Consider the following 16,791-nt stretch of genomic DNA (forward strand, 5'->3'; position numbering starts at 1 on the left):
CCGGCAGTTACCCGTGAGAACCAGCCTTTGTTCTTGTCTTCCTTTAGTTCAATATTAATGGTTTTATTTTCTGAATCTCCTGCCTTTCCGGTAAATTCCTCGCTTCTAGTCTTAGTATCCACTACCTGGATCTTATCTATGATTTCCTTCGGAAGGTTTTTCGTAGCGATCTTGGGATCATTTCCGAAGAATTCCTTACCGTTTACCAGGATTCTCGAAACAGGCTTCCCGTTCACGGTGATATTACCATCGCTATCCACTTCTACTCCCGGCAGCTTTTTCATGAGTTCTTCCAGGTTGGCATCCTGCCTGGTATTGAAAGAATTGGCATTGAATTCCAGCGTATCCTGCTTTACAGAAATAGGTGCTCTTGTAGCGGTTAAAGTAACCTCATCCAGCGCGTTATCCAGGATTTCCAAAGAAATAGCACCTAGATCCTGCTTTTTGGTAATTTCTATTTGCTTACGGTAAGGTTTAAAACCAGCGTAGCTTACGTAAAGATTTACAGCTTTATTTTCGGTATTTCCCTTAAGAAGAAAACTCCCGTCCTTTTCAGAAATAGTGTAAGTGACCAGACTGCTATCAGCAATCTTTTCGACATAAACCGTGGCAGATTCAAGAGGATTGGATTCAGTATCAACGATCTTTCCTGATACTTCGAATTCCTGGGCAAAGCTTAACGCACTCACTAAAAGTAGCAGCAAGCTGAAATAATTTCGCATATAGATAGTGTAAAAAATTGAACCAATGCTCACTACTGAACATTGGTTTGAGATTTAGACTACCTACAACGTTAAAAGTTTAAGGTTTCTTTTACTTTTTTCTAAAAAAGATACTGATAGGCACCCCTTGAAAATCGAATTCCTGACGTAACTTATTCTCTAAGAAACGTTTATATGGGTCACGAACATACTGTGGCAGGTTACAGAAAAATGCAAATTGTGGATGTGGTGTTGGCAATTGTGTACAGAACTTTATCTTTACGTATTTTCCCTTGTAGGCTGGTGGCGGATTCTTTTCAATGATCGCCAGCATAATATCATTAAGTAAACGGGTCTTGATCTTTTTACTTCTGTTTTCAAAAACCTTTACAGCAGTTTCAATTGCTTTAAAAACCCGCTGTTTAGTTAGAACAGAAATAAATACGATCGGCACATCTGTAAACGGCTCGATCTCACGACGAATCATGGCTTCGTAATCCTTAAGCGTATTGGTTTCCTTATCCAGAAGATCCCACTTATTCACCAGGATCACGATTCCCTTGGAGTTTCTCTGAGCCAGCCAGAAGATATTCTGAACCTGACCATCAAACCCACGGGTTGCATCCAGCACCAAAAGACAAACATCGCAGTTCTCAATTGCACGCACAGAACGCATCACCGAGTAAAATTCAAGATTTTCCTTAACCTTAGATTTTCTACGAATTCCTGCAGTATCTACAAGATTGAATTCGAAACCAAACCTGTTGTACCTGGTATCGATAGAGTCGCGGGTAGTCCCGGCAATATCGGTTACGATATAACGATCTTCCCCAATAAGGGAATTAATAAACGATGATTTTCCTGCATTTGGACGGCCCACGACCGCAAATCTTGGTAATTCTGTATCTTCCTCTTCTTCAATTACTGGCAGAGCTTCTACAAGTGCATCCAGAAGATCACCGGTTCCACTACCGTTTGTACTGGCAATTGGAAAATAATCACCCAGACCAAGCGAGTAAAATTCTACCGCGTTAGCAAGACGTTTGTTATTATCCACTTTATTCACTGCAAGTAAAACAGGCTTGTCCACTCTACGAAGTAGGTTGGCTACTTCTTCATCCATAGACGTCACTCCTGTTTCCACATCTACGATAAAAATGATCGCATCTGCTTCTTCGATCGCAAGCTCTACTTGCTTATCGATTTCAGCTTCAAAAATATCGTCGCTACCTTTCACATACCCACCGGTATCGATAAGGGAGAATTTATGACCATTCCAGTCAGATTTCCCATAATGTCTGTCCCTGGTTACACCACTAACAGAATCGATGATGGCCTCTCTACGCTGTATAAGCCGGTTAAAAAAAGTAGATTTACCAACGTTTGGTCTCCCTACAATGGCGACAATATTGCCCATAATATGATATTGATTTCAGGAAGCAAAATTAATGATTTTAAGCTAATTAGCTCAACTTCCCGTATTCTTGAAAATGTAGTTACTTCTTATCTGTATAGCCAAATCTCTTCAGCTGACTGGCATCACTTCTCCAGTTCTTATTCACTTTTACATAAAGTTCTAAATGAACCTGTTTTCCGAAGAATTTCTCCAGGTCCTTTCTAGCCTCTACTCCTACTCTTTTTAATGCGGCACCTTTATGACCAATAATGATCCCCTTCTGGGTATCTCGCTCTACCATGATCACACTACGCATCCTGATGATCTTCTCCTCTTCAAAGAATTCACCGGTTTCGATCTCTACACTATAAGGAATTTCCTTTTTGTAATGCATAAGGATCTTCTCACGAATGATCTCGTTCACGAAAAATCGTTCAGGCTTATCGGTAAGCGTATCTTTAGGGTAGAAAGCCGGAGATTCTGGCAATAATTCGATGATCCTGTTAAATACCTCTGCCACATTAAAACCTTCCAATGCTGAAATTGGGTGAATTTCGGCTGTTGGCACTTTTTCACTCCAGTACTTTACCTGTTCTTCAAGTTGGTCCTGGTTTGATTTATCGATCTTATTCAGTAATAATAAAACCGGTACTTCAGAGTTTTCGATCTTTTTAAAGAATGCTTCATCCTTCAATACTTCTTCTCCAATTTCAACAATATAGATCAGAACATCTGCATCTTCAAAAGCAGATTTCACAAAATCCATCATGGAGGCCTGTAGCTCGTATGCTGGTTTAATGATCCCGGGTGTATCACTCAAGATCATCTGGAAATCTTCTCCATTCACAATACCCAGAATTCTATGACGGGTTGTTTGTGCTTTTGAAGTGATTATTGAAAGTCTTTCACCAACGAAAGCATTCATTAAAGTGGATTTCCCAACATTTGGGTTACCTATGATATTTACGAAACCGGCCTTATGTGCCATAATGAAAATTTTTGCAAAGGTATTTCATTTGTGAACTGTTACCTAATGTTTGTTCAATTTCTAACATTCGGCGTTCAGCCCGCTGGAATTTGCTATTTAGCGTACCTTTCTAGTATGATATTATGAATATAATCATTTGATAATCAAAATTTAGTAAAAATTTCAATCAATAATACGATCGGGTTGTCCTTCTGTTTTTAATGACTATTTTTGCCGCTTCTTAAAATTAAGCTGAAAAAGCCTCATTATGAAAAAAGTGCTGAACTTATTCGACTTCAAACAACAGGTTAACTATAAAACTGAAGTACTTGCTGGATTAACGGTTGCTATGACCATGATTCCCGAATCACTTTCTTTCGCTATTCTGGCTGGTTTTCCTCCGCTAATGGGTCTTTACGCTTCTTTCATTGCTGGTTTGGTAACCGCAATATTTGGTGGCAGACCGGGAATGATCTCTGGAGGTGCCGGGGCCACTGTAATTGTTTTGATCGCGTTAATGAAGTCAGACGGACTCGAATACGTTCTTGCCGCAGTTGCATTAGCAGGAGTTTTCCAGATCATCATTGGTGTCTTCAAGCTTGGTAAATTTATAAGACTGGTGCCTCATCCCGTAATGTTCGGGTTTGTGAATGGTCTGGCTATCGTGATCTTCATGTCGCAGCTGGATCAGTTTAAAACCGTAGTGAACGGTGATATAGAATGGTTGTCTGGAACTGCACTGTATATCATGGGTGGCCTGGTCGCTTTAACGATTGCCATCGTGGTGCTTTTACCTAAGGTCACTAAAGCTGTTCCTTCTTCTTTAGTTGCCATCATTGTCGTGTTTCTACTGGTATATTTCTTCGGAATAGACACCAAAACAGTAAAAGATATTGCCTCTGTTAGTGGTGGTTTTCCTCCATTCCATATTCCTCAAATTCCACTAACCTGGGAAACCATAGAATTGATCGCTCCTTATTCCATGATCATGGCAGCAGTTGGTCTTACTGAAGGTTTATTAACCCTGAACCTGGTGGATGAGATTACTGAAACTAAAGGAAACGGTAACAGAGAATGTATCGCGCAGGGTGGTTCTAATATTCTAAACGGATTCTTCTTCGGAATGGGTGGCTGCCCGATGATCGCTCAAACTCTTGTAAACCTTTCTGCTGGATCAAGAGCCCGGTTATCTGGAATCATTGCAGCATTTACAATTCTTGCGATCATTCTATTTGGCGCTCCTATCATTGAAAAACTCCCAATGGCAGCTTTGGTTGGTGTAATGATCATGGTGGCAATTGGAACTTTTGAATGGGTTAGTTTGAAGATCTTTAATAAAGTACCTAAAAAGGATATTTTCTTGGTGGTTGTCGTAGCATTAATTACCGTATTTCTGCACAATCTTGCCTTAGCAGTTCTGGTAGGTGTGATCCTTTCTGCACTGTTCTTTGCCTGGGAAAGCGCGAAAAGAATTAGAGCCAGAAAATTTATCGATGAGAACGGAGTTAAGCATTACGAGATCTACGGACCTTTATTCTTTGCTTCCACCACTAATTTTGCTGAAAAGTTTGACGCATTGAACGATCCAGAAGAGATCATTATCGACTTTAAAGACAGTCGCGTTTCAGATATGTCTGCTATTGAAGCCTTGAATGCCGTGACTCAGAAATATAGCAAGGTGGGCAAAAAAGTTCATCTTAGACATTTAAGCGATGACTGCATTAGATTACTGAAAAATGCAGATGCTATTATTGAAGTTAATATTCTGGAAGATCCAGACTACAAAGTGGCGGCAGATGAATCTTAAAGCATGTTGTCATTGATCTCGATCCAGTAACCGTCTGGATCCTGCAGGTAGATCTGCTTAATCCCATCAGGGCGGGTGTTTGTTGTCTTACTTTCGCCCGGCCAGTTTTCAAAAGCAATATTATGTTCCTGCAGAAACTTCATGAATTCATCCAATTCCGAAGTATTTAAGCTCATGTGCACACCTTTGTGGCTAGCAGGAACTTCCTCGCTCTCGATCAAATGGATCTGTACGGAATCTTTTAGCTGAAACCACCTGATACTGGCAGGCAATCCTCCGTTATCTATTTCTTCCAGTCCTAATACTTCGGAATAGAATTTTGCTGAGCGGGAGAGATCTTCTACGAGTAAAGCGTCATGATCCTTACTAAAACTGAAGGTATTAGTCTGAGCACTGCTGTTGTAACCCAGAAATGCAATTAGAATGATAAGTATCTTCTTCATAAAAATTTTATTTAAAGTTCAAGATACTTAATTTTCAAAGTAAAATTACTTCCAAAAATTAAGCGCTCGATTGAAGCTTTAACGAGTTAAATTCTTTTAAACATTACTTAAAACGAGCATAGGGTTGTTTTAATATTCCTAACTTTCAGCTACCAACCAAAACAATCTGCAAATGGCCGAATTAAGCGAGGATGAATTCCAAAACATACTTTCCGTAGAGAATAAGTGCACACGCTTGAACCTCAACGAAAACATCTATGGAACTTTCGCTGAAATTGGAGCGGGACAGGAAACTGTTCGTCATTTTTTTAGAGCAAGAAACCCAAAAGGGACGATTGCGAAAACGCTTAGCGCCTACGACAAGGATTTTAGTGATGCGATCTATGGACTCGACCCTCAGAACCGTTATGTAACCGAAGCTCGTTTAAAAAGAATGATCGATTACGAAGCAGAATTGATCGAAAAAAGACTTTCAAGAAAAAAATACCCAGATAAATTATTCTTTAGTTATGCTAATACGGTAGCCACTATAGACTGGGCAAAGAAATACAAAGGTCACGGGTGGCTTGGAATAAAATTTCAGCGAGAACCAAAGCAGGAATATAGCGAGATCATACTTCATGTTCAGTTTCATGAAAATAATGCTTCCCAACAGCAAATTAGCCTGGGAATCATGGGTGTAAACCTCATCTATGCTGGATTCTACCAGAGTAATGATCCTAAGGTGCTCATCAAAAAACTATACGATCACTTAAGCACAGATAAGATCGAAATTGATTCTATCAACTTTCGCGGTCCGGTTTTTAAAGATGTCGATAACCGACTTATGAGCCTGGAGCTTGTTAAGGATGGTATAACAGATGCGGTGATGTTCTCCAAAGATGGAAACAATATTCTACCGGCAAATGCACTTTATAAAAAGAACATCCTTACACTTAGAGGTAGTTTTCGTCCAGTAACCAATCTGAATCTCAATATGTACATGACCTCACGGAAACTGTTTCTGGAACAGGAAGAGGTCGATCCTGAAAATACGGTTACCATCTTTGAAATGACCCTGAATAATCTTAAAGCTGAAGGTGAAATAAATGAAAAAGATTTTCTGGATCGTGCAGATCTTCTTTGTGCTTCGGGACAGACAGTAATGATCTCCAATTTTCAGGAATATTATAAGGTCGTTGAATATTTTGCGCAGCATACCAAGAAAGAACTGGGTCTGGCCATGGGAGCAGATAATCTCGTGGACATTTTCAATGAGAAATATTACAGACACCTAAGCGGGGGAATTCTGGAAGCCTTCGGCAAACTTTTCTTTAAGAGTTTAAAGGTATATCTCTACCCTATGCTTGATGAAAAAACCGGGGAGATCATCGATAGCTCGAATTTAAAAGTGCATCCAAGAATGCGAGAGCTTTATAATTTTTTCATAGATAACAATAAGGTGATCGATATTACTGAGTACGATAGAGATTCTTTAGAAATTCATCCTAGAAAAGTGTACGAAATGATACGCGAGGGCAATCCGGAATGGGAAGATATGGTTCCAGGCCTTACCGCTAAAATGATCAAGGAGAAAAATTTGTTCAGCAAGGAACGAGCATCTGAAAATGAAGCTTAAGTAGAAAATTCAGATTTCATTCTGCGGTCATACATTACGATACTTCCGGCCACAGAAACATTCAAACTTAAAGTAGAACTAAACTTTACCAGATGATGTGATTTTTCGATGGCTTCATTGGAAAGTCCATGGTCTTCAGCCCCAAGCAAATAGACACAGCGCCTGGGATGTTTGAAAGTTTCCAGAGGAACTGCACTTTCGGCCAGCTCCACACCTACCAGCATGGCACCTTTTGGGAGGTGTTTATAGAATTCCTCGAAACTTTCATAATGAAAATAAGGCATTGCACCTACAGCTTTATGGGTATCACAAGCCTGTTTCGCGTACCTGTTGCCAATGGTGAAAATAAAACTCGCTCCCATATTTTGAGCTGAACGCCATAAAACTCCAAGATTTTCAGGCGTTTTACCATTTTGAATTCCAATTCCAAAAAATCCTTGTTCGAGGTTATTTGTTGTCATTTTGCAAAGATAGTATTAGCGCTCCATATTTCAGAATAGAAGTAAAACTTCAGTAGTGTTATGAATGGCAGAACTACTAATAATGAAATATTTATTATTTTTAAGTGTTGATAATCAAATGGTTAAAATCTTATGGGAATTCCTAGAAAAAGCCCATCTACTTTATTCAAGTTTATTATTACAGGCTTCTTAGCTTTAACTATCGTACTTATTTCCTGCCAGGATAAGAATGATTACGCTAAAGTTCCGGCTCAGGAACTTAGTCTTCAGGATAGTATTTCGCATGGTGAATACCTCGTAAACACCATAGGTTGTCATGATTGCCATTCTCCAAAACGAATGACAGAAAGAGGTCCAGAGATTATACCAGAGCTGGCACTCTCAGGTTACCAGTCAGGAGATAGTCTTCCTCCGTTTTCTTCAGAAGCGATAAAAAATGGATGGATACAAATGAGCGGCGATCTTACCGTTGCCATAGGTCCATGGGGAATTAGTTATGCTTCAAATCTTACTTCTAGTGACACGGGACTGGGTAACTGGAGCATGCAAAGGTTTAAAATTGCTATTAGAGAAGGAAAACTCAAAGGAGATTCCGGTGGCAGGATGATCTTACCACCTATGCCGTGGCAGAATTACAGTGAGCTGACCGATAAGGATCTTGAATCTATTTTTCGTTATTTAAAGTCTACTAAGCCAGTTGAAAATGCCGTACACGCTCCGGTGGCGCCTAATAAACTGGATAGCCTTCAGAATGCCTGATTTTATGTCTCTATATTATTCGGGAATCTGCAATAAATCAACCGTTTAAAACTTAATCTTCAGCAAATTATAAACGAATACAGGATTTCACTATAAACTCCTCAATTAAAGCTCAAAAACCGAAACAACTTTGAGATTGCCGGTATTTTTAAATATCAGTTTGTTATTTTTATTTCCTGATCGGTAATTTCAGCAATCAAATCTGGGTTTAATTCAACAGAGAATTTTCAGAAATAAAATTTAACCGTAAATACAATTAAAAACGACGCATGAAACAGGAAGTACAGGTTTACTCATTATTTACAGAATTTGACATTTCACTTTTTAGATCGGGTAAACATTACAGACTGTACGAAAAGTTCGGTGCTCATTTAATAACTCATGAAGGACAGGATGGAGTTTACTTTTCTGTCTGGGCTCCCTCGGCAAAGTTGGTTTCCGTAATTGGTGATTTTAATTACTGGAATATTGATGACCATCCTCTAAATGTACGCTGGGATGAGAGTGGCATCTGGGAGGGTTTTATTCCGGGTGCTAAGAAAGGAGATAAATATAAATTCAGAATTGTATCTAATAACAATGGAGAAATTCTTGAAAAGGCTGATCCTTACGCTTTAAGATGTGAACATCCACCAAACACGGCTTCTATTGTCTGGGATCTGGATTACAAATGGAAGGATAAGAAATTCATGTCCCGTCGTGAAGAGGTGAATGCACTGGATAAGCCTTATTCTGTTTATGAAGTTCATCTTGGCTCCTGGAGAAAGAATACCCTCGAAAACCGTTCTCTTACTTACCTTGAAATGGCAGATGAGTTGGTAAGTTATGTAAAGGAAATGGAGTTCACGCATGTAGAATTCATGCCAATTATGGAATTCCCTTATGACCCGAGCTGGGGATATCAATTAACCGGATACTTTGCTCCTACCTCCAGGTTTGGCGATCCCCAGGAATTCATGCAATTGCTGGATGCTTTTCACAAAGCGGGGATTGGAGTCATTCTGGATTGGGTGCCTTCACATTTTCCTGAAGACAAACATGGTCTTGGAAAATTTGATGGTTCGCATCTATACGAACATCCAGATCCTCGCAAAGGCTATCACCAGGACTGGAAAAGTCTCATCTTTAATTATGGCAGAAATGAAGTTCGGTCCTTTTTGATAAGTAACGCAGTTTTCTGGTTGGATAAATACCATATCGACGGTCTTCGAGTAGACGCCGTAGCTTCCATGTTATACCTGGATTATTCAAGAGAAGATGGTGAATGGGAACCTAATGCTGAAGGCGGAAGAGAAAACCTCGATGCCATTAGTTTTATAAAAGATCTTAATACTGAAGTATATAGCAGTTTCCAGGGAGTACAAACAATTGCTGAAGAATCCACCTCATTTCCTAAAGTTTCCAGGCCGGTAAGCCATGGAGGTTTAGGTTTTGGAATGAAATGGATGATGGGCTGGATGCACGATACCCTGGAATATTTTAAAAAGGATCCTATTCATCGCGGGTATCATCAAAATGATATCACCTTCAGTATGACCTATACATTTACTGAGAACTTCGTATTGCCTTTAAGTCACGATGAAGTTGTCTACGGAAAAAAATCATTGCTTGGTAGAATGCCGGGTGACGACTGGCAGCGTTTCGCAAATTTGAGATTGATGTATAGTTATATGTATACACATCCAGGTGCGAAACTTTTATTTATGGGAGCTGAGCTGGGACAGTATGCAGAATGGAACTACAATACCAGCTTGGACTGGCATTTGCTGGAACAGGATTCTCATAGTGGTATCAAGAAGGCACTTACTGATCTCAACATAATTTATAAAAAACAACCTGCATTATACGATAAACAATTCAGTGAAGAAGGATTTGAATGGATCTCATTTGATGACAATCAGAATTCGGTGATCAGTTACTTGAGAAAGGGAACTTCAGAAAAAGAAATACTGGCAGTTGTCTGTAATTTCACTCCCACTGTATTGAAAGAATATTCAATTGGTCTTCCGAAGAAGGGAAAATTAAAAGAGATTTTTAATTCAGATGATACGAAATACGGAGGATCTGGAGTAACGAATAATGCTATTAAAATCGAAAAAGAAGCTTTTCACGGGAAAGAATTTTCAGCAAAAATTACTATTCCTCCACTTGCAACAGTGGTATTTAAACTTGCATAATATCAAAAAAAACATACTCTGGTTGCAAATTTTGGTTGCCGGAATAATTAGAAGCTAAGAAAAATGATTACAAATACAGAACTTGAACAAAAGGGGAATCTATACCCTACCAGCCTGATTTCTTACGAACACGATCAGGATACCGTCAATTTTATCACTAAAAATGGCGTAAGGCTACAACTAACGATCCTTCGGGACAATATGATGCGATTTCGATATACCACCAATGGTATTTTTGAGCACGACTTTTCATATGCAGTAGATCAAAATCATCCTCATGGTTTTAACCACCTGGAAATTTCAGAAGAGGACACACACGTTGTTGTAAAGACTGAAAAGTTCATCTGTAAAGTTGCCAAGGATGATCTGCGTGTAGGGATGTACGAACATAGTGGTAAGATCATTCTGGAAGACGAACTTGGGTTCCATTGGGAAGAAAGCTTCGAGTTTGGAGGGAATTTTGTCAAAATGAGCAAATCTTCGAAAGATCAGGAAAGTTTTTTCGGACTTGGGGACAAGCCAACCAACTTCAATTTAAAGGGTAAAAGACTGAGCCTCTGGAACACAGATCAATATGCTTACGGCAAGGATACGAATGAACTTTATAAAGCGGTTCCTTTCTACATGGGTCTTCAACAGAATATTTCCTACGGAATCTTTTTCGACAACACATTTAAAACACATTTTGATTTTTGTAGTGAACGTCGAAATGTAACCAGCTTCTGGGCAGATGGTGGGGAGATGAATTATTACTTCATCTACGGTCCGCAAATGACCGATGTCCTCACGACGTATACAGATCTTACCGGTAAACCGGAATTGCCACCAATGTGGGCATTGGGATTTCATCAGTGTAAATGGAGTTATTATCCTGAAAGCAAGGTCAAGGAAATCACTTCAAAATTCAGGGAATTAAATTTTCCATGTGATGCGATCTACCTGGATATTGACTATATGGAAGGCTTCCGTTGCTTTACGTGGAACAAGGAATTTTTTCCAGATCCTAAACGAATGGTTCGTGAACTGGAAGAAGACGGCTTTAAAACCGTAGCCATCATCGATCCCGGTATTAAAATAGACCTGAGCTATGATGTTTTTAAAGAAGCTTTAGACAAAGATTATTTCTGTCGCCGAGCAGATGGACCATACATGCGAGGTAAGGTTTGGCCAGGGGAATGTTACTTCCCCGATTTCACCAATCCCGATGTACGTGAATGGTGGAGTAGTTTATACAGGGAACTAATTGGTGAAATTGGAGTAAAAGGAGTCTGGAACGATATGAACGAACCTGCAGTGATGGAGGTTCCAGGAAAAACCTTCCCGCTGGATGTTAGACATGATTATGATGGTCATGCATGTAGCCATAGAAAAGCTCATAATATCTACGGAATGCAGATGGCCAGAGCTACCTATGAAGGAGTTAAAAAGTTCAATTTTCCGAAGCGACCGTTTATCATTACCAGAGCAAATTATTCTGGAGGACAACGCTATACTTCAACCTGGACAGGTGACAACGTAGCTACCTGGGAACATTTATGGCTCGCAAATGTCCAGATACAACGACTTTGTATGAGTGGAATGAGTTTTGCCGGATCTGATATTGGTGGTTTTGCCGAGCAGCCTTCCGGAGAACTTTATACCAGATGGATACAACTAGGAATATTTCATCCATTCTGCCGCGTTCATTCATCGGGAGATCATGGCGAACAGGAACCATGGTTCTTTGGAGAAGACGTACTTGACATTAGCCGGAAGTTCGTAGAATTACGTTATCAGCTATTGCCATATTTATATACTGCGTTCTATAACTACGTTCAGGAAGGTCAGCCAATTCTAAAACCTCTGGTTTATTTTGATCAGGAAGATGTACAAACACATTATAGATCTGATGAATTTATCTTCGGAAACCAGATCCTGGTATGCCCAATTCAGGAACCAAATGTACAGGGACGTAGAATGTATATTCCAAGAGGCCAGTGGTACAACTTCTGGAGCGACGATCTGGTAAATGGTGGTAAGGAAATCTGGGTAGACGCACCACTGGATATCGTACCTATATTTATCAAGGCCGGAGCGATAATTCCTAAATACCCAATCCAGCAATATGTAGATCAGGTAGAGATCGAACAAATGACGCTTGATGTATATTACAAACTAGGAAAAGAGAATTCCGAATTTTATGAAGATGCGCATGATGGGTATGAATACCGACAAAACATTTACAGCCTTCGTACATTTAAGCTGACAGGTAAGGAAGATGAGGTGATCATCCAGCAGCATAAGAGCGGAAAGTTCTCGGCTTCCTATGACACCTTTAAACTAAACCTACACGGACTTCCATTTGAAATTAGAAGAGTATTCTACGAAAATGAAGAAGTGCCATTAGAAACACTTCAATACAATGCTGAAGAAAAAAGCATGATCATAAAGAAGGATTTTAGTGAACTACAACTGGTAGGATAATTACTATTATTAGAAAGTAAAAAGCCTGTTCTTGACGAACAGGCTTTTTTTTGTGGAATGAATACTGGAAACTACCGTTCTAAGATAGAGTTATAATCCTTTCCGTAGAACTTCTTCAGACTTTCCTGAAGGCGTTTTGGACTGGAAAAACCTGCTTTGTATGCAACCTCCATGGTATTAAAATCACCATCGTTCAGCAATTCTCTTCCGTATTCTGCATGGACAAACTCTATAAATTCCTGAGGCGAAAGGTTCACCAAACTTTTAAGTTTCATGAACAGTGTATTACTCGAAATACCTAAGGATGCGCTAAGATCGTGCACAGTGAAATTGTCTTTTTCAATATTATCAAGGATAGTCTGTTTTGATTCCTGAATAAATTTCCTATCACGATCAGACCTGTATACTATGTTAATATTTTGCAAATGACTTTTGATGAAGCCTTCTCGAAATTCCTGCTGACTTTTCAAGGTTGAAGCGATCTTATTCATCAATAATGTCATATTCAAAGGTTCACTGATAAGTTCTGTAATTTCAGCTACCTGATCCGTATCAAATTGCTGTCCCTCATTTGTGATCATGAATATATCGATATGGTTGAGAGCAGGATTACGCCTAAGCATTTTAGATAGCTGAATAGTGTTCATATCTGATAGCATACTCGCTGCAATTATGATATCTGGGAAGATCATATTTGCTTTTTCAATGCCTTCTTCAGCCGTTGCCGCCTGATAAACCTGGCAATGTTGACCAATTAAATTCGCCAGTAGTTCCCTGGAGGAAGTTTCAGAATCAATGATCAATATCTTACTGTCACTAATATTCTCAATTTCCTTCGGAAGAGACTTAGCCATTGCTTTCTGAATATTTTTTGACTGAAGGATTCCGGCAGCACGTTGGGGTACCCTGCGATAATCTTCCTGCCTGTTCTTTAATACCGCAGTGTATGTTGACCCTTCATTACTTTGCGTTTCAAAATTGAAGCTTCCACCTGCTTTATTAATGAGTTCCATAGCTTTAAGGATATAACGAAGTCCGCTCTTATCTCTAAACTTCATTCGTTGATCCAGACCACGCTTCTTTTCCAGCACCTTAACATCCTGCGCAGGAATGCCTTTTCCGGTATCTGTGATCTGAACCTTCAGATCTCCAGCACCAGTGCGAATAAGATTTAGAATGATCTTTCCATTTTTTATCGAATACCCTGCACTGCCCGATATCAAACTAAAGAAGATCTTATCCAGCATCTCCATATTGTAATAAAAAGGTTCTTCTCCCCAATGGTTATTAATGATCAAGTCGAGATCTTTCAATTTGTAGACCGGTTCGATCTCATTTACCACCTCTGGAATATGTGCATCTAATGTTATACTGGAAATTTCATAAACAGATTCTTCATAATTGAAATTCAGGATCTGGTTGAAAAGATCATCAAACCTTGCAGCATATCGCTGTAGATCCTCTTGATTATCCGCATCTTTAGAAGCTGATATTTTACTTAAGGATTGTACCGCGCTTTCTACAGGTTTCTGAAACTCCTGTTGCAGTTTTGCTCTAAGTTCTTCCTTGGCCTGCCTGTCGGCATTTCTGGAACGAAGCACAAATACGTAGGCAAATATGATCACAGCCGCTACAATTCCAATTCCCATAAATAGATACACAACTCCAATACCTCCTGAAACTGCTGCGACTTCTACGGGAATTTGCTTGACTTCAGACCAACTGGAATTTGGTAGTTTTGACCTTACTTCAAACATGTAATTTCCCGGAGGCAGACTGGCATAGCTCGCTGAATTCACTTTTGAAGGTTTGGACCATTCATCTTCAATTCCCTGCATTCTCCAGCTATAGAGCAATTCATCTGGAGACCAGAATGATAATCCCTGGAAGGCTACCTGGAAACCTGTATTTTCTTTTACTTCGATGATCGAACCACTTAGTAATGAGATCCTTCTTTGTTTTTCATTCCGAACTGAAGCCTGCATAAGAGTTCTGAATTCCACTTCAGGTTTCAACTCCTGCTGCGCCAGCATACTTTTCGGCTTAAAAATATTAACCCCTTTCGCTGTCCCCAGGACAAGGGAACCGTTCGTCATTTTAGTAAAACCTGTAGTTAGTTCAGAAGTTGTAAGTCCGTTTAATTCGCTGAATACTCTAAGGTTCTTTTCTTTTACATCATAACTTGCAAGACCTTCATCTGTAGATATCCAGTAATTTTCATCCTCCACGATCACTCCTTCCACATTATTAGACGGTAAACCAAAATCTTCATCAAAGATCTCTAAAGCTTCCGTTTCAAAATTATACGAGATTAAACCTGTGCCTTCTGTTGCAAAGAGACCTATGCCCTCCTGAGTGATATACAATTGGTTGATGGCGTAATAATGCATGGTTTCGCTGGCAGTAAGCATATCAAGATCGCTAATACGACCACTAATGGGATCTATGGAATGAACACGATTCCTGGTAGCTACAATCAGTTTTCTGGGTCCGAGTTCTGCAATTGCCAGGACTTCCTTTAAAGGAAAGGTTTTGATCTCATTGGAAGTACTTATTCTTGTCAAATAACCTGTTTCTCCGCCAATCCAAGTATTTTCAGAAGAATCAATAAATAGGGCATTCGCTTCCAGAACCTCTGTTTTGTAAAGTGCGGTGGGTGCATAATGAGCTCTAAGAAGTGTATTGATATTTATCTTATACACACCATCTTCACCGGTCGCAACCCATACATACTGCTCGTTAGCAGCAATAGAAGTTATCTTATCTGGATTTTGTCTTGCCTTTTTGTAGTTTAAATTTTTGATATGACTATAGCGATCGGTCTCAGGGTTCCAGATGCTCAGGCCTTCACTGGTTCCAAACCAAACGTGTCCACGAGAATCTGTGGCCATGGCACTTAACCTATTGCCTGCCAGACTTGAATATTTCGCAGGATCATGGTGCAATTGCCATATGGATTCTGAAGATAGATTTTTTAGATAGAGCCCGTCATTTCCAACTAACCAGAGCAAGTTTTTATTATTTAACTGGGCTGCAAATAATTGCTTCGGAAAGCTTTCCTCTTTTTTAATAAATTTTAGTTCCTCATCGAATTTATATACCCCATTATCACGGGTCAGGGCAATGACCTTATCGTTGGTTTTGAGTAAATCTGTTATATGACCTCTGGTGAGATCGAAAGGCAGCCTGTAGATCTTCTGAAATCTATCTAGTTGTGCATCGAATTCGAACATCCCCTTTCTATTGGTAGCCAGCAACAACTTATTACCGAGTGATAGAAGTGCCGTGAACTCCAGATTTTCGTAATATGAAGTTTTTAGGCGTCTGAATTTCCCGGATCTTCTATTAATAGCGATCACCGCATTTGGTCCGGCAAAAATGATTTCGTCATTAAAGATAGTAGACGTGGTTGCCTTAGTATTTTCAGAAAGAAATCTTGAAAGTCCGAAATCCTTAGCTTTAGAATCGACGTTCAGCTTGAAAATACCGTTCTCTGCAGCCAGCCATAACTGACCCGCCGGGTCTTCCAGCATCTCATAGACCTTCCCGGGCATGGAACTTACAAATCTAAAATCCTGCTTTCCGCTCTCGAGAACAGCCAGACCTTTGTCTCCGGTAAGCCATACCTGTCCTCTGGAATCTGTTAAAGTAGCACGATATTGTTTCCCAATTTCAGATGGAATACCCCGAAATTTATTGTAATCCTCTACTTCCGCAGAGTTATATCGAATAACTTTTAATGGCGTTGTGATCCAGAGATGATCACCGTTAGCCTGCTGAATATGGACTTTTTCAGCATCTGTAAAGCTATTGATCATTCTGACTTCCTGCAGAGATTTATGAACCTGTGCCGTACCCTTCACGATCATTCCCATAAAAACAACAAGGAATAAGCGGAACACTAAATTAGATTGTATCAAAGCAACAGAAATTATAAGTTAAACACGAATAATTTAGGTAAAAATCGACTTATTAAAGTTCTGTAAACAAAGACTTTAA

Annotated in this window: 11 protein-coding genes; 5 read left to right on the forward strand and 6 right to left on the reverse strand. The window is 39.6% G+C overall.

The features are described from left to right. The 3 genes from QZ620_RS05060 to era all read right to left on the reverse strand — a co-directional run. The coding region (locus QZ620_RS05060; RefSeq protein WP_295179676.1) for a carboxypeptidase-like regulatory domain-containing protein at positions 1 to 704 on the reverse strand (704 nt) is incomplete at its 3' end. A gap of 109 nt (positions 705 to 813) precedes the next feature. Continuing rightward, positions 814 to 2,118 (reverse strand): ribosome biogenesis GTPase Der, encoded by a 1,305-nt coding sequence (gene der, locus QZ620_RS05065; RefSeq protein WP_295179677.1) that lies wholly within the window; start codon positions 2,116 to 2,118, stop codon positions 814 to 816. Between the two features lie 79 nt (positions 2,119 to 2,197). Beyond that, complete coding sequence (era, locus tag QZ620_RS05070; protein ID WP_295179680.1) at positions 2,198 to 3,085, reverse strand: GTPase Era; 888 nt, start codon at positions 3,083 to 3,085, stop codon at positions 2,198 to 2,200. A gap of 247 nt (positions 3,086 to 3,332) precedes the next feature. Between era and QZ620_RS05075 the strand changes: the two genes are divergently transcribed. Beyond that, positions 3,333 to 4,871 carry a SulP family inorganic anion transporter gene (locus QZ620_RS05075; protein WP_295179682.1) on the forward strand — a complete coding sequence of 513 codons (1,539 nt, stop codon included), beginning with the start codon at positions 3,333 to 3,335 and terminating at the stop codon, positions 4,869 to 4,871. Here QZ620_RS05075 and QZ620_RS05080 read toward each other — a convergent pair. Then, positions 4,868 to 5,314, reverse strand: a complete 447-nt coding sequence (locus tag QZ620_RS05080) for a VOC family protein (RefSeq protein WP_295179684.1) — start codon at positions 5,312 to 5,314, stop codon at positions 4,868 to 4,870. The two genes, QZ620_RS05075 and QZ620_RS05080, sit on opposite strands and share 4 nt — an antisense overlap. A 172-nt stretch (positions 5,315 to 5,486) precedes the next feature. Here QZ620_RS05080 and QZ620_RS05085 point away from each other — a divergent pair, with 172 nt between their 5' ends. Further along, positions 5,487 to 6,932, forward strand: a complete 1,446-nt coding sequence (locus tag QZ620_RS05085) for a TonB-dependent receptor (RefSeq protein ID WP_295179686.1) — start codon at positions 5,487 to 5,489, stop codon at positions 6,930 to 6,932. Here QZ620_RS05085 and QZ620_RS05090 read toward each other — a convergent pair. Next, on the reverse strand, positions 6,929 to 7,393 hold the full coding sequence (locus tag QZ620_RS05090) for an RNA methyltransferase (protein WP_295179688.1): 465 nt from the start codon (positions 7,391 to 7,393) through the stop codon (positions 6,929 to 6,931). The genes QZ620_RS05085 and QZ620_RS05090 overlap by 4 nt on opposite strands. Before the next feature lie 132 nt (positions 7,394 to 7,525). Here QZ620_RS05090 and QZ620_RS05095 point away from each other — a divergent pair, with 132 nt between their 5' ends. The 3 genes from QZ620_RS05095 (at position 7,526) to QZ620_RS05105 (ending at position 12,792) form a co-directional block, all read left to right on the forward strand. Then, complete coding sequence (locus QZ620_RS05095; protein ID WP_295179690.1) at positions 7,526 to 8,152, forward strand: diheme cytochrome c-553; 627 nt, start codon at positions 7,526 to 7,528, stop codon at positions 8,150 to 8,152. Between the two features lie 269 nt (positions 8,153 to 8,421). Next, positions 8,422 to 10,329, forward strand: coding sequence for a 1,4-alpha-glucan branching protein GlgB (gene glgB / locus QZ620_RS05100; RefSeq protein WP_295179692.1), 1,908 nt, complete (start codon positions 8,422 to 8,424; stop codon positions 10,327 to 10,329). 63 nt (positions 10,330 to 10,392) lie between these two features. Continuing rightward, positions 10,393 to 12,792, forward strand: a complete 2,400-nt coding sequence (locus tag QZ620_RS05105; protein WP_295179695.1) for a glycoside hydrolase family 31 protein — start codon at positions 10,393 to 10,395, stop codon at positions 12,790 to 12,792. 71 nt (positions 12,793 to 12,863) lie between these two features. Here QZ620_RS05105 and QZ620_RS05110 read toward each other — a convergent pair whose 3' ends face one another. Beyond that, positions 12,864 to 16,694, reverse strand: a complete 3,831-nt coding sequence (locus QZ620_RS05110; protein ID WP_295179697.1) for a triple tyrosine motif-containing protein — start codon at positions 16,692 to 16,694, stop codon at positions 12,864 to 12,866. Between the last annotated feature and the right edge of the window lie 97 nt (positions 16,695 to 16,791).

The organism is uncultured Christiangramia sp. (genome assembly GCF_913046405.1).
GTDB classification, from domain to species: domain Bacteria; phylum Bacteroidota; class Bacteroidia; order Flavobacteriales; family Flavobacteriaceae; genus Christiangramia; species Christiangramia marina.